Below are 21,313 nucleotides of genomic sequence, written 5' to 3'. Positions count from 1 at the left end.
CCCGTGTCCGCACGTGAATTCGTCGTCCTCGGTACCGCCAGCCAGGTCCCGACCCGGCACCGCAACCACAACGGCTACCTGCTGCGCTGGGACGGCGAGGGCCTCCTCTTCGACCCCGGTGAGGGCACCCAGCGCCAGATGCTGCGGGCCGGCGTCGCCGCGCACGACATCAACCGGATCTGTGTCACGCACTTCCACGGCGACCACTCGCTGGGCCTGGCCGGGGTGATCCAGCGGATCAACCTCGACCAGGTCCCGCACCCCGTCACCGCGCACTACCCGGCGAGCGGACAGCACTTCTTCGACCGGCTGCGGTACGCGACCGCCTACCGCGAGTCCGTCGAGCTGACCGAGGCCCCGGTCGCCGCCGACGGACCGCTGGCCACCACGGGCGCGTACACCCTCAGCGCCCACAGGCTCTCGCACCCTGTCGAGTCGTACGGCTACCGCCTCGTCGAACCCGACGGGCGCCGCATGCTGCCGGCCAAGCTCGCCGAGCACTCCGTCGCGGGACCCGACATCGGCCGGATCCAGCGCGAGGGCTCCCTCGGCGGTGTCACGCTCGACGACGTCTCCGAGCGCAGGCGCGGACAGCGGTTCGCGTTCATCATGGACACCAGGCTCTGCGACGGAGTGCACGTACTCGCCGAGGGATGCGACATGCTGGTCATCGAGTCGACCTTCCTCGACGAGGACGAACGGCTGGCCACCGACCACGGCCACCTGACCGCCGGGCAGGCGGCCCGGGTGGCACGCGAAGCGGGCGTACGGCACCTCGTGCTCACCCACTTCTCGCAGCGCTACCCGGACCCGGAAGCCTTCGAGACCCAGGCACGGGCCGCCGGGTTCGAGGGCGAACTGACCGTCGCCCAGGACCTGATCCGGGTCCCCGTACCCACGCGTCACCAGTAACAGACACCAGCACCACCTGCGTTAGCGAGAAACCGTGCACCTCCCCAAAGCCGAACTCCACCTCCACATCGAAGGAACCCTCGAACCCGAGCTGGCCTTCGCGCTCGCCGCACGCAACGGCGTGCACCTGCCGTACGCGGACACCGAGGCGCTGCGCACCGCCTACCTCTTCGACGATCTGCAGACCTTCCTCGACCTGTACTACGCGCTGATGGCGGTGCTGCGGACCGAGGACGACTTCGCCGATCTCGCCGACGCCTACCTCGCCCGCGCCGCCGCCCAGGGCGTACGGCACGCCGAGATCTTCTTCGACCCGCAGGCGCACACCGCCCGGGGCGTCCCGATCGGCACGGTCGTCGAAGGACTCGGCCGGGCCCTGGAGCGCAGCGAGGAGAAGCACGGCGTCTCCACCCAGCTGATCATGTGCTTCCTGCGCGACCGGTCGGCCGATTCGGCGCTGGAGACCCTGGAGGCCGCGAAGCCGTATCTGCACCGGATCAGCGCCGTCGGCCTGGACTCCGCCGAGGTCGGCCACCCGCCCGCCAAGTTCCGCGAGGTGTACGCGGCGGCCGAGGCGCTCGGACTGCGCAAGGTCGCGCACGCGGGCGAGGAGGGGCCGCCCGCCTACATCCGCGAGGCGCTCGACGTCCTCGGCGTGGAGCGCATCGACCACGGGCTGCGCTGCATGGAGGACCCGGAACTGGTGCGGCGGCTGGTCGCGGAGCGGGTACCGCTCACCCTCTGCCCGCTGTCCAACGTACGGCTGCGGGCCATCGACACCCTGGAGGAGCACCCGCTGCGGGCGATGATGGACGCCGGGCTGCTCTGCACGGTGAACTCCGACGACCCCGCCTACTTCGGCGGGTACGTCGGGGACACCTTCCACGCCGTCCACGAGGCGCTCGGCCTGGAGCGCGAACAACTGCGCACCCTGGCCCGCAACTCCTTCGAGGCGGCCTTCCTCGACCACGACGAGGAGCGCCGGGCGCGCTACCTGTCCGAGGTCGAGGCGTACGCGTTCGACTGACCGGCCCCGCCGGCCGTCCGGAACGCGCTCCTGACCAGGCGCCTGCGACGCAGCTCGGGCAGGTTGATCTCCATGACGGCCTGCTCGGGCGCGCCGAGCCTGGGCACGGCGCCGGGCACCGCGCCGGTGGTGGCCGCGAGCAGGGCCGCCGGAGCACCGCCCCTGCGGCGCACCGATCCCGGCACCAGCGGGCGGCCACCGGTGTGCAGGGCGACGGCCGTCACCGGGACCGCGACCAGCAGGGTCGCGGCGCCCAGGATCAGCCCCATCACCGGGTAGCCGGATTCCTCGGACAGCACGCTGCCCAGCACCGGCCCGCAGGCCACGCCCATGGAGGAGGCCGAACCCGCGAGGACCGCCCAGCGGCCCCGTATGTCCAGTGACGCGGCCAGACCGATCAGGTACGTCAGGACCACCGGGTAGAAGGTGTTCCATATGATCTCGCCGGTCGCGAACGAGCCGAGGCCGTCGGCCGACGAGCTGAGCACGATGCCGACCGCGATGATCACGGTGCCGAGGCCGATCGGCACCGCGCGCCCGAGCCGGGCGCCCAGCATCCCGGCGCCCATCACACCGAGCAGGCCGGCGCCGAGCGCGGCGGCGAAGACCGCTCCCGTGGTGACCTCGGAGAGTCCCACCTGAACCACGCCGATGCGGCTGCTGACGCCCCACAGCGCGTTCTGCGCCATCGACCAGACGAGCATGCCGCCCGCCAGCACCAGACCGGAGCGGCGGTGCGGCAGCCGGCCGGCGGCGGGGACGGCGGGGCCGGCGGGCACCGGGGCGCCCAGCCGCGAGGTGGCGGGCCAGACGAGGAGCGCGACCAGGGCGACAGAGGCGAACGGCAGCCGGTGGCCGCCGCCCAGGTGCGGGATCGTCAGGTAGAGGATGCCCGCGGTCGCGGAGACGCTGAGCAGCCCGAGCGACGAGGTCCGGTGCGGATCGCGCTGGGCGGCGATGCCCGCCGCGGCGACCGCGGTCGCCGTACCGGAGCCGAAGCCGCCGAGCATCACCCCCATGACCACCAGCGGCACGGAACCGGCCAGGGCCGCGCAGCCGTAACCCAGCGCGGCCAGCACCAGCCCGATCCGCGCGGGCCGCTGCGGCCCGTACGTCTCGACGCGGCCCGCCAGGCAGAACCCGGCGGCCGCCGAACTCAGCAGCAGCGCACTGCCGACGAGGCCGGCCTGGGCGGCGCTGAGACCCAGATGGGCGGAGAGCCTCCCCACGATGGTGGGGAGCAGATATGAGGCGAGGTAACCGGCGGTGAACACGGCAACCAGCGGCCACGCGGCGCGAGGGCGCGAGGACATGGGCGTTCCTGAAGACATGCCAGAGGAGGCGGAGAAGACAGCGGGGGTTTGGCGGGTCCAGCAATAGGACGCGCCGAGGCACACATGAGAAAAATGCGGGAAATGCGGGAAATCGACGCACTCGCCGGAAACTGTCCCCAACGGTGCTCGCGGGCCAATTTGTATCAAGTGCTCCCGGCCGACCGAAAGTCGCCACGCTGTGATCTGAGCCACTTATATGTTTGCCGCTTTAATATGCGGGTAGCAACGCATGTTTATGCAGGTCAGGCTCTGTGTGTACGGACTCGGCGCGGACCCCCCGGACGGGCGAGTGGATCGGGCACACTGGCCGGAACCGCCACGACCGGGGAGTGCAAGGTGAGCACTGGGATGCCAGGAATCGACCCACTGGACGGACTGCGCGCGCCGCAGGACCCGGACTGCGATGTCTTCCTCACCGGCACGGTCTTCCTCGACATCATCTTCACCGGCCTGGACAGCGCCCCCGTGCGCGGCACCGAGTCCTGGGCGCGCGGCATGGGCTCCAGCCCCGGCGGGGTCGCCAACATGGCCACCGCGCTGGCCCGGCTCGGCCTGCACACCTCACTGGCCGCGGCCTTCGGTGACGACCACTACGGCGAGTACTGCTGGGACGCGCTGGAGCAGGGCGAGGGCATCGACCTCTCCATGTCGCACACCGTCCGCGGCTGGCACTCCCCGGTGACCGTCTCCATGGCGTACGAGGGCGAGCGGACGATGGTCTCGCACGGCCACGAGGCCCCGCCGCCCGCCGCCCCGGGCCCGGCCACCGCCGCCTTCCCCCAGTGCCCGCCCCGGGCCCGCGCCGCCGTCGCCTCGCTCGTCCCTGGCCGCAGCGAGCCGTGGGTGGCCGCGGCGGCCCGCCGCGGCGCCATGGTCTTCGCCGACGTCGGCTGGGACGAGACCGGCCGCTGGGACCTGAACGGCCTGACCGACCTGGCGCACTGCCAGGCGTTCCTCCCCAACGCGGAGGAGGCCATGCGCTACACCCGCACCGACTGCCCCCGCGCCGCGGCGCACGCCCTCGCCGAACACGTACCGCTCGCCGTCGTCACCCTCGGCGCGGAAGGCGCCTACGCGGTCGACGCGGTCACCGGGACCGCCGCAGAGGTCCCCGCGATCGAGGTCGAGGCACTCGACCCGACCGGCGCGGGCGACGTCTTCGTCGCCGGCTTCGTCACCGGCACCCTGGCCAACTGGCCGCTCGCCGACCGGCTCGCCTTCGCCGGACTCACCGCCGCGCTCTCGGTCCAGGAGTTCGGCGGCTCGCTGTCGGCCCCCGGCTGGGCGGAGATCGCCGCCTGGTGGCAGCGGGTCCGCACCTGTGCCGACCAGGACCCGGCGGCGCTCCAGCGGTACGCGTTCCTCCAGGACCTGCTGCCGGCGGCGGCCCGCCACTGGCCGCTGCGCAGGGCCGTCCCGACGATCGGCTTCCGGCCCTGACCGGCCCGGCCGGGTCCGCCGGTGAAAACCTCTCGGCGTTGTCGGTGCGGAGTCGTAGGCTTGGTGGTCCAGAGGTTGTCGAGCAGCGAGAACCCTGCAACGGGAGGTATGTGCAGGCCCGAGGGCCGGCCCATGACTCAGACACCCACACAGCCGCAGGCGCGTGCCCACATCAGCATTCCGGCCGCACACCCCATGGTGATGCTCCTGGGATCGGGCGACTCGCTGCTGCGCGTGATCGAAGCGGCGTTCCCGGCAGCCGACATCCACGTCCGGGGCAATGAGATAAGCGCGACGGGGAACGCGGCGGAAATCGCCCTGATCCAGCGCCTGTTCGACGAGATGGTGCTGGTGCTCCGCACCGGTCAGCCGATGACGGAGGACGCTGTGGAACGTTCTATCGCGATGCTCAGGGCCAGCGACAACGGCCAGGCGGACGGCACGGAGACCCCGGCCGAGGTGCTCACCCAGAACATCCTGTCCAGCCGCGGCCGCACGATCCGCCCCAAGACGCTCAACCAGAAGCGGTACGTCGACGCGATCGACAAGCACACGATCGTCTTCGGCATCGGCCCCGCCGGCACCGGCAAGACCTACCTGGCCATGGCCAAGGCCGTCCAGGCGTTGCAGTCCAAGCAGGTCAGCCGGATCATCCTGACCCGCCCGGCGGTCGAGGCGGGTGAGCGGCTCGGTTTCCTGCCCGGCACGCTCTTCGACAAGATCGACCCGTATCTGCGCCCGCTCTACGACGCGCTGCACGACATGCTCGACCCGGACTCGATCCCGCGGCTGATGGCGGCGGGGACGATCGAGGTGGCGCCGCTGGCCTACATGCGCGGCAGGAGCCAGCCTGTCTTCACCAACGTCCTGACGCCGGACGGCTGGCGGCCCATCGGTGCTCTTGAGGTCGGGGACCTGGTCATCGGCTCGAACGGTGAGCCGACCCCCGTCCTCGGCGTGTACCCGCAGGGCGAGAAGGACATCTACCGCGTCAGCGCCCAGGACGGTTCCTGGACCTTGTGCTGCGACGAGCATCTGTGGACCGTTCGCACGGCGTCGGACGAGCGCCGGGACAAGCCGTGGCGGGTCCTGGAGACCAAGGAGATGATCGGCAACCTTCGCGGGGCACACGCACGCCGCTACGAGCTGCCGATGCTCACGGCGCCCGTCAGCCTGCCCGAGCGCGAGGTTGCGATGGACCCGTACGCGTTGGGTCTCCTGCTCGGCGACGGCTGCTCGACCGGATCGACGACTCCCTCGTTCGCCACGCAGGATCCTGAACTGGCCGAGGCGCTGGAGGGCTCGCTGCCGGGCATTTCCGTACGGCACAAGGGCGGGCCGGACTACGCTCTGAACAGGGTGAAGGCTCCGGGCGACGTGGTCACGCCGGAGAACCCGGTTACCCGTGCCCTGCGGGCACTCGACCTGGTCGGGACACGCGCGCATTCCACGTTCGTCCCGGACTCCTACCTCTACAACTCCGCCGATGTCCGCCTTGCCGTGCTGCAAGGGCTGCTCGACGCGGACGGCGGTCCGGTCACTCAGTCGGACCGCACCTGCCGCGTCCAGTACACGACTGCGTCGGTCATGCTGCGCGACGACGTGATTGCTCTCGTGCAGTCTCTCGGCGGTGTCGCGTACACCCGTCGCCGGGCTGCCGAAGGGCGTGCACCCGGGCGGGCGAAGGGGCGCGAGGCGTATCACCGTCACGACACGCACGTCGTCGACATCCGGCTCCCCGAGGGCATCGAGCCCTTCCGCCTCGCGCGTAAGGCGGAGAAGTACCACGAGGCAGGCGGCGGCGGCCGTCCGACGCGTTTCATCGACAGCATCGAGCCGGCCGGTCGTGAGGAGTCCGTGTGCATCCAGGTGGCGGCGGAGGACTCGCTGTACGTCACGCAGGACTACCTGCTGACGCACAACACGCTCAATGACGCCTTCATCATCCTCGACGAGGCGCAGAACACCAGCGCCGAGCAGATGAAGATGTTCCTGACCAGGCTGGGCTTCGACTCGCAGATCGTCGTCACCGGCGACGTCACCCAGGTCGACCTGCCGAACGGCACCAAGAGCGGTCTGCGCCAGGTGCAGGACATCCTGGAGGGCATCGACGACGTGCACTTCTCCCGGCTCACGTCCCAGGATGTCGTCCGGCACAAGCTGGTCGGCCGTATCGTCGACGCGTACGAGAAGTACGACAGCCAAGTCGAACAGGACGGCCGGGCCGGCAAGGGCCAGGGCCGCCACAACGGGAAGCAGTAACAGCGCACCATGTCGATCGACGTCAACAACGAGTCCGGAACCGAGGTCGACGAGCAGGCGATCCTCGACATCGCCCGCTACGCACTCGCCCGGATGCGGATCCACGCGCTCTCCGAACTCTCGGTGATCGTGGTGGACACCGACGCCATGGAGCAGCTCCACATCCAGTGGATGGACCTGACGGGTCCGACGGACGTCATGTCCTTCCCGATGGACGAGCTGCGTCCGCCGGCCAAGGACGACGAGGAGCCCCCGCAGGGGCTCCTCGGTGACATCGTCCTGTGCCCGGAGGTCGCCAAGAAGCAGGGCGAGGACGCCGAGACGCAGCACTCCATGGACGAGGAGCTCCAGCTCCTCACCGTCCACGGGGTGCTGCACCTGCTCGGCTACGACCACGAGGAGCCGGACGAGAAGGCCGAGATGTTCGGCCTCCAGGCGGCGATCGTCGACGGCTGGCGCGGTGAGCGCGGCATGACCGGTCCGTCGCCCGCCCCCACCGTCTCGTGAGCCTGCCGCTCGTCTTCGGGGTCGTCGTCCTGGTCGTCGTCGGCTGGCTGGCGGCGTGTGCCGAGGCCGGTATCGCGCGTACGTCGAGCTTCCGGGCGGCCGAGGCGGTCCGCTCGGGCCGTCGAGGCAGCGACAAGCTGGAACAGGTCGCGGCCGATCCGACGCGCTATCTCAACGTCGCCCTGCTGGTGCGGGTCGCCTGCGAGATGTCGGCCGGGGTGCTGGTCACGTACGTCTGCCTGAAGGAACTCCCGGAGACCTGGGAGGCGCTGGCCGTCGCCATGGGGGTGATGGTCCTCGTCTCCTACGTCGCCATCGGGGTCTCGCCGCGCACCATCGGCCGCCAGCACCCGCTGAACACGGCGACGGCGGCCTCGTACGTCCTGCTGCCGCTGGCCAGGATCATGGGCCCCGTCCCGCAGCTGCTGATCCTCATCGGCAACGCGCTGACGCCGGGCAAGGGCTTCCGCAAGGGGCCGTTCGCCAGTGAGGCGGAACTGCGGGCGATGGTCGACCTCGCCGAGCAGGAGTCGCTGATCGAGGACGAGGAGCGCCGCATGGTGCACTCCGTCTTCGAGCTCGGTGACACCCTCGTGCGTGAGGTGATGGTGCCGCGCACCGACCTGGTCTGCATCGAGCGCTACAAGACGATCCGGCAGGCGCTCACCCTCGCGCTGCGCTCCGGCTTCTCGCGGATCCCGGTCACCGGGGAGAACGAGGACGACATCGTCGGGATCGTCTATCTCAAGGACCTGGTCCGCAAGACGCACATCAACCGGGAGTCGGAGGCCGATCTGGTCTCCACGGCGATGCGCCCCGCCGCGTTCGTGCCCGACACGAAGAACGCCGGTGACCTGCTGCGCGAGATGCAGCAGGACCGCAGCCACGTCGCGGTCGTCATCGACGAGTACGGCGGCACGGCGGGCATCGTCACCATCGAGGACATCCTGGAGGAGATCGTCGGCGAGATCACCGACGAGTACGACCGCGAACTCCCGCCGGTCCAGGAGCTGGAGAACGGCTGCTTCCGGGTCACCGCGCGCCTCGACATCGGGGACCTCGGAGAGCTGTTCGGCCTCGACGAGTACGACGACGAGGACGTGGAGACGGTCGGCGGGCTGCTCGCGAAGGCGCTCGGCCGGGTCCCGATCGCCGGTGCCTCCTCGGAGGTGGAACTGCCCGACGGGCGGCGGCTGCGGCTGACCGCGGAGTCCCCGGCGGGCCGCCGGAACAAGATCGTCACGGTGCTGGTGGAGCCGCTGGCTCCGCAGGAGGAGGCGGCGGCATGACTCCCGAGGAGCTGAGGGCGTTCTGCCTGGGGTTCAACGCGAGCGCGGAGGAGTTCCCGTTCGGGCCGGAGGCGTCCGTCTTCAAGGTGCTCGGCAAGATGTTCGCGCTGAGCGCGCTGGACGGGCGGCCGCTGACGGTGAACCTCAAGTGCGACCCCGACGACGCGGTGCGGCTCCGGGAGGAGTACGAGGCCGTGGCGCCGGGGTGGCACATGAACAAGCGGCACTGGAACACCGTGACGGTGTCCGGTCTGCCGGACGCGAGAGTGCGTGAGCTGATCGAGGACAGTTACGACTTGGTCGTGGCGGGGTTGCCCCGGGCGGAGCGGCTGAAGCTCGACCGCCCGTAGCGGGTGACCAGCACCGTGCCGGTCACCCGCTACGGGGTCTGGGAGACCCGTACTTCGGTGTTCTGGCAGGCGTGCAGCAGCCACCTCCCGTCGTCCTGCTTCGTCATGACGTAGAGCGGAGCGCCTTCCGACTCGCCCTCCGGCGCGTGGTAGACCTGCCGGACCTTGACGGCCGCCACGTCGGGCCGCAGGAACATGAGGTCAAGACCCGGTTTTCACCGCGCCGATCACCTCCGCTGTTCCTCCTACGAGGCCCGTCGCAGTCCCGCGGCCACCACACCGGCGGCGACGATCAGCAGACCCGCGGCCACCGCGACCACGGTCCGTACGCCGTCGAACAGCGACACCTGGGTGGTCGCCACCACGCCGAGCAGCGGGATACCGACCGTGAGCCCCACCTGCTGGGTCGTCGTGACGAGACCCGTCGCCAGCCCCTGCTCCTCGTTCGGCACACCCGAGGTGACCGTCAGGCCGTACGCGATGATCGCGCCCAGGTGGCACATGCTGGCCAGTGAGACCGCGACCGTGGCCAGCCAGATTCCCGAGTCCGCGCCGAGGCCCAGCAGCCCCGCGATGAACAGCCCCTGGCCCAGCAGGGAGACGGACAGGGTGCGCCGGGCACCGATCCGGCCGATGACCTTCGGGGCGTACACGCCCGCCGCCACGGAGGCGATGCCCTGCACCCCGAAGACGAGCCCGGTCCCGAAGGCCGACAGGTCCAGGACCTCCTGCAGGTACAGGGTCAGGACGAAGACGACGGTGCTCATCATCGAGAAGGTGAGCAGCCCGCCCAGATTGCCGAAGGCCACCGTGCGGCGGCGGAGCATCGGCAGTGAGACGAGCGGGGCGGACGCCCGGGACTCGACGACCGCGAAGGCGACGAGCAGTGCGACCCCGGCGGCCAGGGCGATCGGTACGTCCGTGCGCCCGAAGCCGTGCTCGGCCGCCGTGGACAGGGCGTAGATCAGGGCGAGGAGACCGCCGGTGACCGTCACGGCTCCCGGGACGTCGAGCCGCGGCCGGTCGGGCGTACGGGACTCGGTGAGCAGCGCGGGGGCCGTGGCGAGCACCGCCACCGCGGCCACCGTCAGCAGCCCCATCGTGGAGCGCCAGCCCAGGGTGTCGGTGAGGGTGCCGCCGGCCACCATGCCGACGGTGAAGCCGAGGGAGAGCAGGGTGCCGCTGATGCCGAGGGCCCGGTCGCGCAGCGGTCCCTCCGGGAAGGTGGTGGTGAGCAGGGACATCCCGGTCGGCACGATCACGGCGGCGCCGAGTCCCTGGAGCGCCCGCCCGGTCAGGAACGCGGCCGGGTTCCAGGCGAGGGTGGCCAGCAGCGAGGCGGCGCCGAAGACGGCGAGGCCGGTGAGGAACATCCGGCGGCGGCCGTAGAGGTCGGCGATCCGGCCGAAGAGGAGCAGGAACCCGCCCGACGGCAGGGCGAACGCGGTGATCGCCCACTGGAGTCCGGACCGGCTGAGGCCGAGGTCGTCGCCGAGGACGGGCAGCGCCACGTTCAGTACGGAGAAGTCGAGCGACACCATGAACTGGGCGGCGCACAGGACCAGGAGGACCAGCCGGGCCCGGCCGGAGAGCCGGTCCGGGGCCGGGGGTGCGGGAAGGGTGACAGCTTCTTGAGCCGGGGGATGGATCGCCATGCCCATGAGCCTGCGGCCGCCGGAATATCCGTGGGGAGCGGGAACTTATCCTGTTGGCCGCACCACCAGGCAGGCGCGGGCAGGGACACCTGGGGGAGTACGTGGGCACACCGGCCCGGATCACGGCGGACGCGGACAAGGCACACCGTCTCGGCGAGCTGCGGGAGTTCCTGATGAGCAGGCGGGCGCGGGTCAGCCCGTCGCAAGCGGGGCTCCCGGACGGCGGTGCCCGGCGGCGCACCCCGGGACTGCGCCGCGAGGAGGTCGCCGTCCTCGCCGGAGTGGGCGTCTCCTGGTACCAGTGGCTGGAGCAGGGCCGGGACATCACCGTGTCGCCCCAGGTGCTGGACTCCGTCGCCCGGGTGCTGCGGCTCAGCAGCGCCGAACGCCGTCACCTCTACGTGCTCGCCGGGCTCAACCCGCCCGCCGCACAGGTCGATCCGGCCCACACGGACATGTGCGACGGTCTGCAACGGCTGCTGGACCGCTGGATGCCGTTCCCGGCGCACATCATGGACGCGTACTGGAACGTCATCCTCTACAACGACGCGGCCGCCGCGGTGATGGGGATGGGGCCGGGCCGGACACAGAACTGCGTGATCGACTTCTTCACCGACCCGGTCCACCGCGCCCGCCGCAAGGACTGGCCGCAGATCGCGGCACAGGTCGTCGCCGAGTTCCGGGCCGCCTGTTCCGAATGCCCCGACGACGAGGGGTTCCGGGCGATCGTGGCCGAGGCACGGGAGCGCAGCCCCGAGTTCGCCGAGCTCTGGGAGCGGCGGGACATCGCGCCCGGCGGCCAGATGCGCAAGGAGCTGAACCACCCCGTGGTGGGCACGCTGGTCGTGGAGGCCACCCAGCTGCGCATCCCGGCCCGCCCTGACCTGGTGATCGTGCTGCACAACCCGTGGCCGGGCACCGGCACAGAGGAGAAGTTCCGCCTGCTGGCCTCGCCCGAGGGCCGCCGGGGCATGATGCGCCAGGTCCAGGGGTGAGACGGCCGGGCGCCCCGGTGCCGTGTCCGGCCGCGTTCTTCGTATGCTCGGCACATGACCGATAGCACCGACCTCGGCGCCGAGGACCGCAAGATCGTCACGCTGGCGCGCAGCGCCCGCGCCCGCAACGGTGTGCCGGAGGGCGCGGCCGTGCGGGACGAGACCGGACGTACGTATGTGGCGGGCACGGTGCAGCTGGAGTCGCTGCGCCTCAGCGCGCTCCGGACGGCCGTCGCCATGGCCGTGGCGAGCGGCGCCACCTCGCTGGAGGCGGCCGCGGTCGTCTCCGAGGCCGAGACGCCGTCGGAGGAGGACCGTGCCGCGGTACGGGACCTGGGAGGGGCGGACACCCCGGTGCTGCTCGCCGGGCCGGACGGGGTGCTGCGGCTCAGTGTGACGGCGGGCTGACCTCCGCAGGACCGGCACATGGTGTGCGCACGCCCCGCGTCCCACCGGCGCGGGGCGTGCGGACACCATGTGCGGGACGTACGGATCTTGACAGCATCTGATGGCCCATCAGTCAGCGCGTTTCGATTCCATTGACTTCTTTTCGGCCGGAGTCATCAATGGCCCCCTGCCGGCGCGGAAGAGCCGCTGCGCCGCAATTCCGCAGGAGGGGGCTCCATGAGTCCAGCCATTCGAAGATCCGACAGTTCGGGGACGCGGCGCCGAAGCCGCCGCTGGGCCGCCGCGCTGGGTGTGGGCGCGCTCGTCGTCACCGGGGGAGGACTGCTCGCCGGGCCCGCCCAGGCCATGGCGGCGGCCTCCGTGGCGGTGGACTTCCCGACCCACTGCATCCCGCCCGCGATCGCCGGGATCCCGCCGATCGACGGGACGACGTCGGCACAGATCAGTGTCGACAACGCGGCCCCGAAGGTCGGCGACACGGTCAAGGTGACGTACACCGTCGTCACGCCGGCCGCGAGCAACCCGGTCGATCTGGCGCTGCCCGCCGACATCATGACGCCGACCGGCAAGGTCACCGTCGCCGGTGCGCAGTCCACCGGCATCACGGTGGCGGGCCCGAAGAAGAACGACCCGGTGCCCGGCAAGGGCGCGTTCCCGTCGTTCTCCATGACCGGCACGTTCACGGTCACCGCGCCCGGCGAGATCACCCTCTCGCCCGGCGACTACAACATCCACACCAGCTACATCATGGAGCTGGACACGCCCTGCACGGTCACCGATCCGCCCGCGCCCGTCTCCCAGACGATCATCGCGACGGACGGCGGCGGCCAGGTCAACGAGCGTGCCATCCAGCTCGGTACGGCCTCCGGCGCGGCCGGTGACCAGGTCACCGTGACCGGGTCGAAGTTCACCGCGGGCGCGGCCGTCACCCTCGCCGGCCGAGCCGGGGACACCCCGACCGGCGACACGGCGACGGCCACGGCGGACGGATCGGGCGCCTTCACCGGACAGCTCACCGTCAACGACCCGGCGACCACCGGAATCGTCGCCTACGAGGGCGCCGCCTGGGACGCCGCCAAGGGTGCGGGCCCCCAGGCCTACACCGTCACCGGTGGTGGCGGGGAGACACCTGACGGCAGCCAGAAGCTGACCTCGTCCGTCAAGGCGGGCACGCTGTCCATGTCGCAGGCCGGGGACTCCGTCGAACTGTCGGCGGTCGACTTCGGGAAGGGCGGCGCATCCACCGGCGCCCTGCGGACCGTGACGGTCAAGGACTTCCGCGGTGGCCCCGCGGGCTGGTCGCTGACCGGGAAGGTCACCGACTTCAAGGGTCCGGCCGGTGCCACCATCGGCGCCTCCGCGCTCGGCTGGAGCCCGGCCTGCACGGCGAAGGCCGGCAGCCCGAGCACCTGCGCGGCGGGTTCAGAGGGTTCGGTCGGCAGCGCGGGAGCCACCCTCGCCTCCACGCCGAACGGCGCCTTCACCGGCGGTGAGTTCACCGTCGACGCCGGGCTGTCACTGGACGTGCCGGCGTTCTCCGCCACCGGCACCTACTCCGGAGTGCTCACACTCACCCTGACGTGAGCCGGTAAGCACCGATCCACCGGTGGGCCGGGCGCGCACCCGGCCGGTCCACCACCCCGCCCATGCGTGCACCCTGGGGGCCCGCCACCGTGCGCAAGCTGTCCGTGATCCTGTCGTCCCTGCTGTCCACAGCCCTGCTCCTGCTGGGCTGCCCCGCGGCCGACGCCGCCGACAACGGCAGCTGGTCGGTCTTCCCGGCCACCGCCGCCACCGGAACCCGGCCGTACTTCTACCTCTCGGCCGACCCCGGAGCCACCCTCACCGACAAGGTGACCGTCAAGAACAAGACCGGCGACCCGCTGACCTTCCGGCTGTACGCGGCCGACGCGTACAACACCGAACGCGACGGCGGATTCGCGGTCCGCGCGCAGAACGAGAAGCAGCGCTCCGTCGGTGCCTGGGCCAGGACCGACCGCGACCGGGTCACCGTGAAGCCGCACGGCTCGGTCACCGTGCCCGTCACGATCAAGGTCCCCGAGGACGCGGAACCGGGCGATCACCCCGGGGCCCTCGTCGCCCTGGACGAGCGCATCGACCCCGCCGACGCGGGCGCCGTGGCCGTCGGCATCCAGAAGGCGGTCGGCGCCCGCATCTATCTGCGCGTCAACGGTCCGACGATGCCCGCGCTCTCCGTCGACGACGTCAGGATCGAGCACACCCAGCCGCTCGTCCCGGGCATTGGCACGTCGCGGGCCGTCATCTCGTACACGCTCCGCAACCGCGGCAACGTCACCCTCAGCCCGAAGGTCGCGCTCAAGGCCGAGGGCCTCTTCGGCCGCACCCTGCTCGCCCGCGACCTGAAACGCATCCCGTCCGAGCTGCTGCCCCGCCAGGAGGTCCGGCTCACCGAGGAGTGGAAGGGCGCGCCGCAGCTGGAGTGGGGCGAGGTCAAGCTGACGGCCAGCGCCCGCGACACCCGCGAGTCCGCCGCCGCCTCGTACTTCGCGCTGCCCTGGCTGGTCGCCGGGGTGCTGCTGGTGATTCTTGCCGGGGGCGCGGGGCTGTGGATACGGGCACGTCGGAGCCGTCGCCGCACGGCCTGAGAGGAGGGGCCCGGCGGCCCCGCCGGGCGCCTTGGTGCGGCAGTGCCGCCGGGATCGGGGACAATGGGCGCCATGAGCGCTCGACCTAACCCAGAAGCTGCTGCGCAGCAGGCTGAGAACACCGCCCCGCACCGGGCCGGCTTCGCCTGCTTCGTGGGCCGTCCCAACGCGGGCAAGTCCACCCTTACGAACGCTCTGGTCGGCCAGAAGGTGGCGATCACGTCCAACCGGCCACAGACCACCCGGCACACGGTCCGCGGCATCGTGCACCGGCCGGACGCGCAGCTGATCCTGGTCGACACCCCCGGCCTCCACAAGCCGCGCACCCTGCTGGGCGAGCGTCTCAACGACGTCGTACGCACCACCTGGGCCGAGGTCGACGTCATCGGGTTCTGCCTGCCCGCCGACCAGAAGCTCGGCCCCGGTGACAAATACATCATCAAGGAACTCGCGGGCATCAAGAAGACGCCCAAGATCGCGATCATCACCAAGTCCGACCTGGTCGAGTCCAAGCAGCTCGCCGAACAGCTGCTGGCCGTCTCCCGCCTCGGCGAGGAGCTCGGCTTCGAGTGGGCGGAGATCATCCCGGTCTCGGCCGTCAAGGACGACCAGGTCGGCCTGCTGGCCGACCTGATCGCCCCGCTGCTCCCCGAGAGCCCGCCGCTCTACCCGGAGGGCGACCTCACCGACGAGCCCGAGATGGTCATGGTCGCGGAGCTGATCCGGGAGGCCGCGCTCGAAGGCGTACGCGACGAGCTGCCGCACTCCATCGCGGTCGTCGTCGAGGAGATGCTGCCGCGCGAGGACCGTCCGGCGGACAAGCCGCTGCTCGACATCCACGCCAACGTCTACATCGAGCGCCCCAGCCAGAAGGGCATCATCATCGGCCCGAAGGGCAAGCGGCTCAAGGACGTCGGCACCAAGTCGCGCAAGCACATCGAGGCGCTGCTCGGTACGCCGGTCTTCCTCGACCTGCACGTGAAGGTCGCCAAGGACTGGCAGCGGGACCCCAAGCAACTGCGCAAGCTGGGGTTCTGAGGGGCCTCGGGAGGCTCACCGGTCCGCCGGTCTCACGCGCCCTCCTTCAGGACGCGTGAGACCAGTGCGCGCTGGGCGTCGGTCAGCCGCGGGTCCGCGCAGTGCACGGTCCGGTCGCCGACCGTGATCCGGTAGCCGAAGCCGTCCGGAACGCCGGCCGGCGGGGCGTCCCGGCCCGCGGTGAGCGCCGATTCGGCCAGGATCTCCCATTCGCGGGCGTCGGCCCGCCCGGAGGTGTCGATCTCGCGGTGGCGTGCGATACCGGCGAAACCGCCGGTCCTGCTCACCTGGATCCGCATAAGGTGTCCTTCCTCGACGGGCGGGCCTGCTGTCTACGCGGTCGGTACGCCCACCTCCGACCAGGCCTTGAGGACCGCCTCCGCCTCGTCCCCCTCGCCGAAGCGGCTGCGTGCCGCCGCGACGGTCAGCCGGGCGAAGGCCGCGAAGTCCGCGTCCACCGCCAGTTCACCACCGGTGAGCACATCGAACCAGAGCTGTCCGGCCCGTTCCCAGGAACTGCCGCCGAGCGCGGTCGCCAGCAGATAGAACGCGCGGTTCGGGATGCCGGAGTTGAGGTGCACTCCGCCGTTGTCGTCGCCGGTGTGGATGTAGTCGTCCATCGACGCGGGCTGCGGGTCCTTGCCGAGCACGTCGTCGTCGTACGCGGTGCCGGGCGCCTTCATCGAGCGCAGCGCCACCCCCTGGACCCTGGGCGCCAGCAGGCCCGCACCGATCAGCCAGTCGGCCTGCTCGGCGGTCTGGCCCAGCGAGTACTGCTTGACCAGGGAGCCGAACACGTCCGAGACGGACTCGTTGAGCGCGCCCGACTGGCCGTAGTAGCTCAGGTTGGCCGTGTACTGGGTGAGGCCGTGCGCCAGCTCGTGGGCGATGACGTCGATGGCGACGGTGAAGTCCAGGAAGATCTCCCCGTCCCCGTCGCCGAACACCATCTGCTCGCCGTCGAAGAAGGCGTTGTTGTAATTCTCGTCGTAGTGGACGGAGCCGATCAGCGGCAGCCCCTTGCCGTCGATCGAACGCCGCCCATAGGCCTTGAGCAGCAGTTCGAAGGTGGCTCCGAGGCCGGCGTAGGCGCGGTTGACGCTGGCGTCGCCCGTGGGGTCCTCGCCCTCGGCGCGGACCTTGGTGCCGGGCAGCCCGGTGCGGTGCCGGCAGTCGTACAGGGTGCGGTCGGGTTTGCCGGAACGGTCGTCCTCCGGTGCGGGGGCGACGCGTGGCGGGACGGGGGTCGTCACCTGGCGGAGGGTGCGCCGGGCGGCGTCGGCCTCCAGGGTGCGGCGGGCCGGGCCCGCCAGGAGGGGATCGTCGGACTGCGACAGCTTGTCGAGGACGTGGGGCGGCACGATGGTGCAGAAGACGGGGTGGGACCCGTGCTGAGTTCGAGGCTGCATGCAATCGACTGTGGCACTGTGTGATCGCGGTGTCACGGGTTGCCACCAGGATTGATGAAATAGAGTGATCGGTCACTGTTCACCCGTTACCGGCACCCGGTCCCGCATACTGATACGGCACCGGCCTCTCGGGCGTTGCTCGGTTACTCTCTTCGCATCATGCGTTTCGGGCTGCTCCTTCTTAGCTGCCGCGGCGAGGGTCTGTAAGTCGTAGGCCGACCCCCCTCCCCGCGGAGTCTGGTGTTGCAGCGACACGGTCGGCCTCCCCCGAGCTCTTGAAGAGCAGGGGGGACCCCCTCCTTTGCCGGACTCCGAGGAGCCCCACGTCATGACCGCAGTGAATCCCGCTCAGGCCCCCGCCGACGACGCCGTCGGCCGCCCCACGCCGATCACCAACGCCACGGGGCTGCAGAAGCCGTCCGGGATGCCGATCGGCAAGTACGGCCACTACGAGGCGGTCGAGATCCCCGACCGCACCTGGCCGGACCAGCGCGTCACGGTCGCGCCCCGCTGGCTCTCCACGGACCTGCGCGACGGCAACCAGGCCCTGATCGACCCGATGTCACCGGCCCGCAAGCGCGAGATGTTCGACCTGCTGGTGCGCATGGGCTACAAGGAGATCGAGGTCGGCTTCCCGTCCTCCGGCGAGACCGACTTCGCGTTCGTCCGCTCCATCATCGAAGAGGGCGCGATCCCCGAGGACGTGACGATCTCCGTCCTGACGCAGGCCCGCGAGGAGCTGATCGAGCGGACCGTCGAATCACTGGTCGGAGCCCATCGCGCCACCGTCCACCTGTACAACGCGACCGCCCCCACCTTCCGCCGCGTCGTCTTCCGCGGCTCCAGGGAGCAGGTCAAGCAGATCGCCGTGGACGGCACCCGGCTGGTCATGGAGTACGCCGAGAAGATCCTGGGCGAGGAGACGATCTTCGGCTACCAGTACAGCCCCGAGATCTTCACCGACACCGAGCTGGACTTCGCCCTGGAGGTCTGCGAGGCGGTGTGCGACGTCTGGCAGCCCGAGGAGGGCCGCGAGATCATCCTCAACCTGCCCGCCACCGTGGAGCGTTCGACGCCGTCCACGCACGCCGACCGCTTCGAGTGGATGTCGCGCAACCTGTCGCGCCGCGAGTTCGTCTGCCTGTCCGTCCACCCGCACAACGACCGCGGCACCGCCGTCGCCGCCGCCGAGCTGGCCCTGATGGCCGGGGCGGACCGGATCGAGGGCTGCCTGTTCGGCCAGGGCGAGCGCACCGGCAACGTCGACCTGGTGACGCTGGGCATGAACCTCTTCTCGCAGGGCGTCGACCCGCAGATCGACTTCTCGCAGATCGACGAGATCCGCCGCACCAGCGAGTACTGCAACCAGATGGAGGTCCACCCGCGCCACCCCTACGCGGGCGACCTGGTCTACACCGCCTTCTCCGGCTCCCACCAGGACGCCATCAAGAAGGGCTTCGACGCCATGGAGGCCGACGCGGCCGCCCAGGGCAAGACGGTGGACGACCTCGAGTGGGCGGTGCCGTACCTGCCGATCGACCCGAAGGACGTCGGCCGCAGCTACGAGGCGGTCATCCGGGTCAACTCGCAGTCCGGCAAGGGCGGAATCGCGTATGTCCTGAAGAACGACCACAAGCTGGACCTGCCGCGCCGGATGCAGATCGAGTACTCCCGGATCATTCAGGCCAAGACCGACGCCGAGGGCGGCGAGGTCACGCCGGCGCAGATCTGGACGACGTTCCAGGACGAGTACCTGCCCAGTCCCGAGGACGCCGCGGCGCAGTGGGGGCGCGTACAGATCCGCTCCGGCCAGACCACCACGGGCTCCGACGGCCGGGACACGATCACCGTCGACGCGACCGTGGACGGCGCGGACACCGTGCTCACCGGCACCGGCAACGGCCCGATCTCGGCGTTCTTCGAGGCGTTGCAGGCCATCGGCATCGACGCCCGGCTGCTGGACTACACCGAGCACACGATGAGCGAGGGCGCGAGCGCGCAGGCCGCCTCGTACATCGAGTGCGCGATCGACGGAAAGGTCCTGTGGGGCATCGGCATCGACGCCAACACCACCCGGGCCTCGCTGAAGGCGGTCGTCTCGGCCGTCAACCGCGCCACCCGCTGACCTCCGTGCCCGAAAGGGCGTGAAGCAGGACGGTTCGTGACCCCGCCCACCCGCACCCGGGGGGGCGGGGTTCGGCCATCTCCGGGCGGTTGTGACGAGCGAGGTGCTGACGTCCTCCGGTACATGTGGTTAACATCACGTCAACACGGCAATGTTGCCGTGCGGGTACCTCCCGTGTCCTCAGGGCCACGGGGGAGTTACGGAGGTGTGCGACGTGCGGTCAGCCTGGGGACGACACGCCATAAAGCTGCGTATCTGCGGCATCCGCACCATGTGGGACACCGTCGGTGACGGCGAGTTCTTCTGCACCGGCTGCGGAGGTGACCGCAACTACCGCCGCCTCACCGGACGCCGCCGGTTCGCCGTCCTCGGCGTGCCGCTGCTGCGGCGCGGCACCGTGGGCCCGGTCGTCGAATGCGCCGCGTGCCACGCCCACTTCGACACCGAGACGCTCGACCACCCCACCACCACCCGGTTCTCCGCGATGCTCAAGGACGCCGTCCACACCGTGGCGCTCGGCGTCCTGGCGGCCGGCGGCACCACCTCCCGCACGGTCCTGGAGACCGCGGTCGCCACGGTGCGCGGTGCCGGGTTCGACGACTGCACGCAGGAGCAGCTGGCCACCGTCGTCGAGGTCCTCTCCGCCGACATCGGCCACGGTTCGGCGTTCGACCCGGCCGCCGAGGCCTGCGGCGCCGCCCTCGCCATCGAGCTCCACGAGGCGCTGGAACCCCTCGGCCCGCACCTGGCCCCGGCCGGACGCGAGTCGATCCTGCTCCAGGGCGCCCGGATCGCACTCGCCGACGGCCCGTACAGCCAGGCCGAACGCGAGGTGCTGACCACGGTCGGCGGGGCGCTCCAGCTCCGCGCCGAGGACACCGCCCGGCTGCTCGCCGCGGCGGCGCGCACGCCCTCCTGAGCCGTTCCGCCGCGATGCCGCACCACCCTCCCCGTCGTGGGCGCCCTCAGCGACCCCCGCGGCGGGCCTCCTGTGCCTTCTGGCGGCCGAACCGGCCTGCGGTCGCGGAACGGGACCCATCGCCGCCGTGGGCGTGCTGTGCGGGCTCCTGGCGATGCCGACGCCGCGGTGCTCCGCGGCCGCCGGGTGTTCCGGCTCCGGGGGCGGCCCCGGCGGGCCGGCCGCGTACCGGACAATGGAGCCATGAGCTTGTTCCGGGACGACGGCGTGGTGCTCCGCACGCAGAAGCTGGGCGAGGCCGACCGGATCATCACGATCCTGACCCGCGGCCACGGCCGGGTACGGGCCGTCGCACGCGGTGTGCGGCGCACGAAGTCGAAGTTCGGGGCCCGGCTGGAGCCGTTCTCCCACGTGGACGTGCAGTTCTTCGCACGCGGCAGCGAGCTGATCGGGCGCGGCCTGCCGCTCTGCACCCAGGGCGAGACGATCGCCCCCTACGGCAGCGGCATCGTCACCGACTACGGGCGCTACACCGCGGGCACCGCGATGCTGGAGACCGCCGAGCGCTTCACCGACCACGAGGGCGAACCCGCGGTCCAGCAGTACCTGCTGCTGGTGGGCGGACTGCGGACACTGTCCCGAGGGGAGCACGAGCCGCACCTCATCCTCGACGCCTTCCTGCTGCGTTCCCTCGCCGTCAACGGCTACGCACCGAGCTTCGACGACTGCGCCCGGTGCGGAATGTCCGGACCGAACCGGTTCTTCTCCGTCGCGGCGGGCGGCGTCGTATGCGGCGACTGCCGGGTACCCGGCAGCGTCGTACCCTCGGCGGAGGCCGTCACCCTGCTGAGCGCACTGCTCACCGGCGACTGGGAGACGGCGGACGCGTGCGAGGCGCGGCATGCCAGGGAGGGGAGCGGGCTGGTGTCCGCCTACCTGCACTGGCATCTGGAGCGCGGACTGCGCTCACTGCGGTACGTAGAGAAGTGACACAGGCAGTCAGGCAGAGGGAGCGA

Annotated in this window: 19 protein-coding genes and 1 pseudogene; 15 read left to right on the top strand and 5 right to left on the bottom strand. The window is 71.0% G+C overall.

What is annotated here, in order from left to right; all coding sequences use genetic code 11:
- Positions 1–3: 3 nt before the first annotated feature.
- Entirely contained in the window at positions 4–912 is a 909-nt protein-coding gene (locus tag ACIO3R_RS00700; RefSeq protein WP_385033792.1) for a ribonuclease Z, read from the top strand.
- A gap of 34 nt (positions 913–946) precedes the next feature.
- A complete protein-coding gene (locus tag ACIO3R_RS00695) occupies positions 947–1,939 on the top strand; it encodes an adenosine deaminase (protein ID WP_385345080.1) in 993 nt (330 codons plus the stop codon).
- On the opposite strand, the gene ACIO3R_RS00690 is transcribed toward ACIO3R_RS00695, so the two are convergent.
- Positions 1,903–3,252, bottom strand: a complete 1,350-nt coding sequence (locus ACIO3R_RS00690; protein ID WP_402101905.1) for an MFS transporter — start codon at positions 3,250–3,252, stop codon at positions 1,903–1,905. The genes ACIO3R_RS00695 and ACIO3R_RS00690 overlap by 37 nt on opposite strands.
- Positions 3,253–3,609: 357 nt before the next feature.
- Here ACIO3R_RS00690 and ACIO3R_RS00685 point away from each other — a divergent pair, with 357 nt between their 5' ends.
- The 5 genes from ACIO3R_RS00685 (at position 3,610) to ACIO3R_RS00665 (ending at position 9,121) form a co-directional block, all read left to right on the top strand.
- On the top strand, positions 3,610–4,713 hold the full coding sequence (locus ACIO3R_RS00685) for a carbohydrate kinase family protein (protein WP_402101903.1): 1,104 nt from the start codon (positions 3,610–3,612) through the stop codon (positions 4,711–4,713).
- A 132-nt stretch (positions 4,714–4,845) separates the two neighbouring features.
- Entirely contained in the window at positions 4,846–6,975 is a 2,130-nt protein-coding gene (locus ACIO3R_RS00680; protein WP_402101901.1) for a PhoH family protein, read from the top strand.
- Between the two features lie 9 nt (positions 6,976–6,984).
- The gene (gene ybeY / locus ACIO3R_RS00675) at positions 6,985–7,482 is read left to right on the top strand and encodes an rRNA maturation RNase YbeY (RefSeq protein ID WP_363030989.1); all 498 of its coding nucleotides are present in this window, start codon (positions 6,985–6,987) and stop codon (positions 7,480–7,482) included.
- Positions 7,479–8,771, top strand: a complete 1,293-nt coding sequence (locus ACIO3R_RS00670; protein ID WP_385033775.1) for a hemolysin family protein — start codon at positions 7,479–7,481, stop codon at positions 8,769–8,771. The genes ybeY and ACIO3R_RS00670 overlap by 4 nt, the downstream gene beginning before the upstream one ends.
- Complete coding sequence (locus ACIO3R_RS00665; protein WP_385033773.1) at positions 8,768–9,121, top strand: MmcQ/YjbR family DNA-binding protein; 354 nt, start codon at positions 8,768–8,770, stop codon at positions 9,119–9,121. The genes ACIO3R_RS00670 and ACIO3R_RS00665 overlap by 4 nt, the downstream gene beginning before the upstream one ends.
- Before the next feature lie 29 nt (positions 9,122–9,150).
- On the opposite strand, the pseudogene ACIO3R_RS00660 reads toward ACIO3R_RS00665, so the two are convergent.
- A pseudogene (locus ACIO3R_RS00660) lies at positions 9,151–9,315 on the bottom strand (SgcJ/EcaC family oxidoreductase); the annotation flags it as partial.
- Between the two features lie 51 nt (positions 9,316–9,366).
- Entirely contained in the window at positions 9,367–10,782 is a 1,416-nt protein-coding gene (locus ACIO3R_RS00655) for an MFS transporter (RefSeq protein ID WP_385033767.1), read from the bottom strand.
- Between the two features lie 95 nt (positions 10,783–10,877).
- On the opposite strand from ACIO3R_RS00655, the gene ACIO3R_RS00650 reads away from it, so the two are divergent.
- The 5 genes from ACIO3R_RS00650 to era all read left to right on the top strand — a co-directional run bounded on the left by ACIO3R_RS00650 (position 10,878) and on the right by era (position 15,844).
- Positions 10,878–11,771 (top strand): helix-turn-helix transcriptional regulator, encoded by an 894-nt coding sequence (locus tag ACIO3R_RS00650; protein WP_385033838.1) that lies wholly within the window; start codon positions 10,878–10,880, stop codon positions 11,769–11,771.
- 54 nt (positions 11,772–11,825) lie between these two features.
- Positions 11,826–12,179 carry a cytidine deaminase gene (locus ACIO3R_RS00645; protein ID WP_362962643.1) on the top strand — a complete coding sequence of 118 codons (354 nt, stop codon included), beginning with the start codon at positions 11,826–11,828 and terminating at the stop codon, positions 12,177–12,179.
- Positions 12,180–12,395: 216 nt separating this feature from the next.
- Positions 12,396–13,763: a beta-xylosidase gene (locus tag ACIO3R_RS00640; protein WP_402101898.1), complete on the top strand. Its 1,368-nt coding sequence runs from the start codon at positions 12,396–12,398 to the stop codon at positions 13,761–13,763.
- Between the two features lie 89 nt (positions 13,764–13,852).
- Positions 13,853–14,806, top strand: coding sequence for a WxL protein peptidoglycan domain-containing protein (locus ACIO3R_RS00635; protein ID WP_385040663.1), 954 nt, complete (start codon positions 13,853–13,855; stop codon positions 14,804–14,806).
- 63 nt (positions 14,807–14,869) lie between these two features.
- A complete protein-coding gene (era, locus tag ACIO3R_RS00630) occupies positions 14,870–15,844 on the top strand; it encodes a GTPase Era (protein ID WP_352121480.1) in 975 nt (324 codons plus the stop codon).
- Positions 15,845–15,876: 32 nt separating this feature from the next.
- On the opposite strand, the gene ACIO3R_RS00625 is transcribed toward era, so the two are convergent.
- Positions 15,877–16,143, bottom strand: coding sequence for a protealysin inhibitor emfourin (locus ACIO3R_RS00625; RefSeq protein WP_402101896.1), 267 nt, complete (start codon positions 16,141–16,143; stop codon positions 15,877–15,879).
- Between the two features lie 33 nt (positions 16,144–16,176).
- Complete coding sequence (locus ACIO3R_RS00620) at positions 16,177–17,253, bottom strand: M4 family metallopeptidase (RefSeq protein WP_385040654.1); 1,077 nt, start codon at positions 17,251–17,253, stop codon at positions 16,177–16,179.
- A 328-nt stretch (positions 17,254–17,581) separates the two neighbouring features.
- On the opposite strand from ACIO3R_RS00620, the gene leuA reads away from it, so the two are divergent.
- The 3 genes from leuA (at position 17,582) to recO (ending at position 21,287) form a co-directional block, all read left to right on the top strand.
- A complete protein-coding gene (gene leuA, locus ACIO3R_RS00615; protein ID WP_385040651.1) occupies positions 17,582–19,378 on the top strand; it encodes a 2-isopropylmalate synthase in 1,797 nt (598 codons plus the stop codon).
- A gap of 214 nt (positions 19,379–19,592) precedes the next feature.
- Complete coding sequence (locus ACIO3R_RS00610; protein WP_385040649.1) at positions 19,593–20,297, top strand: TerB family tellurite resistance protein; 705 nt, start codon at positions 19,593–19,595, stop codon at positions 20,295–20,297.
- A gap of 243 nt (positions 20,298–20,540) precedes the next feature.
- Positions 20,541–21,287 carry a DNA repair protein RecO gene (gene recO, locus ACIO3R_RS00605; RefSeq protein WP_385040646.1) on the top strand — a complete coding sequence of 249 codons (747 nt, stop codon included), beginning with the start codon at positions 20,541–20,543 and terminating at the stop codon, positions 21,285–21,287.
- Positions 21,288–21,313: the final 26 nt, after the last annotated feature.

The sequence above is a fragment of the Streptomyces sp. NPDC087428 genome, from assembly GCF_044744085.1.
Classification (GTDB): Bacteria; Actinomycetota; Actinomycetes; order Streptomycetales; family Streptomycetaceae; genus Streptomyces.
This window is presented reverse-complemented; position numbering and strand designations above follow the sequence as displayed.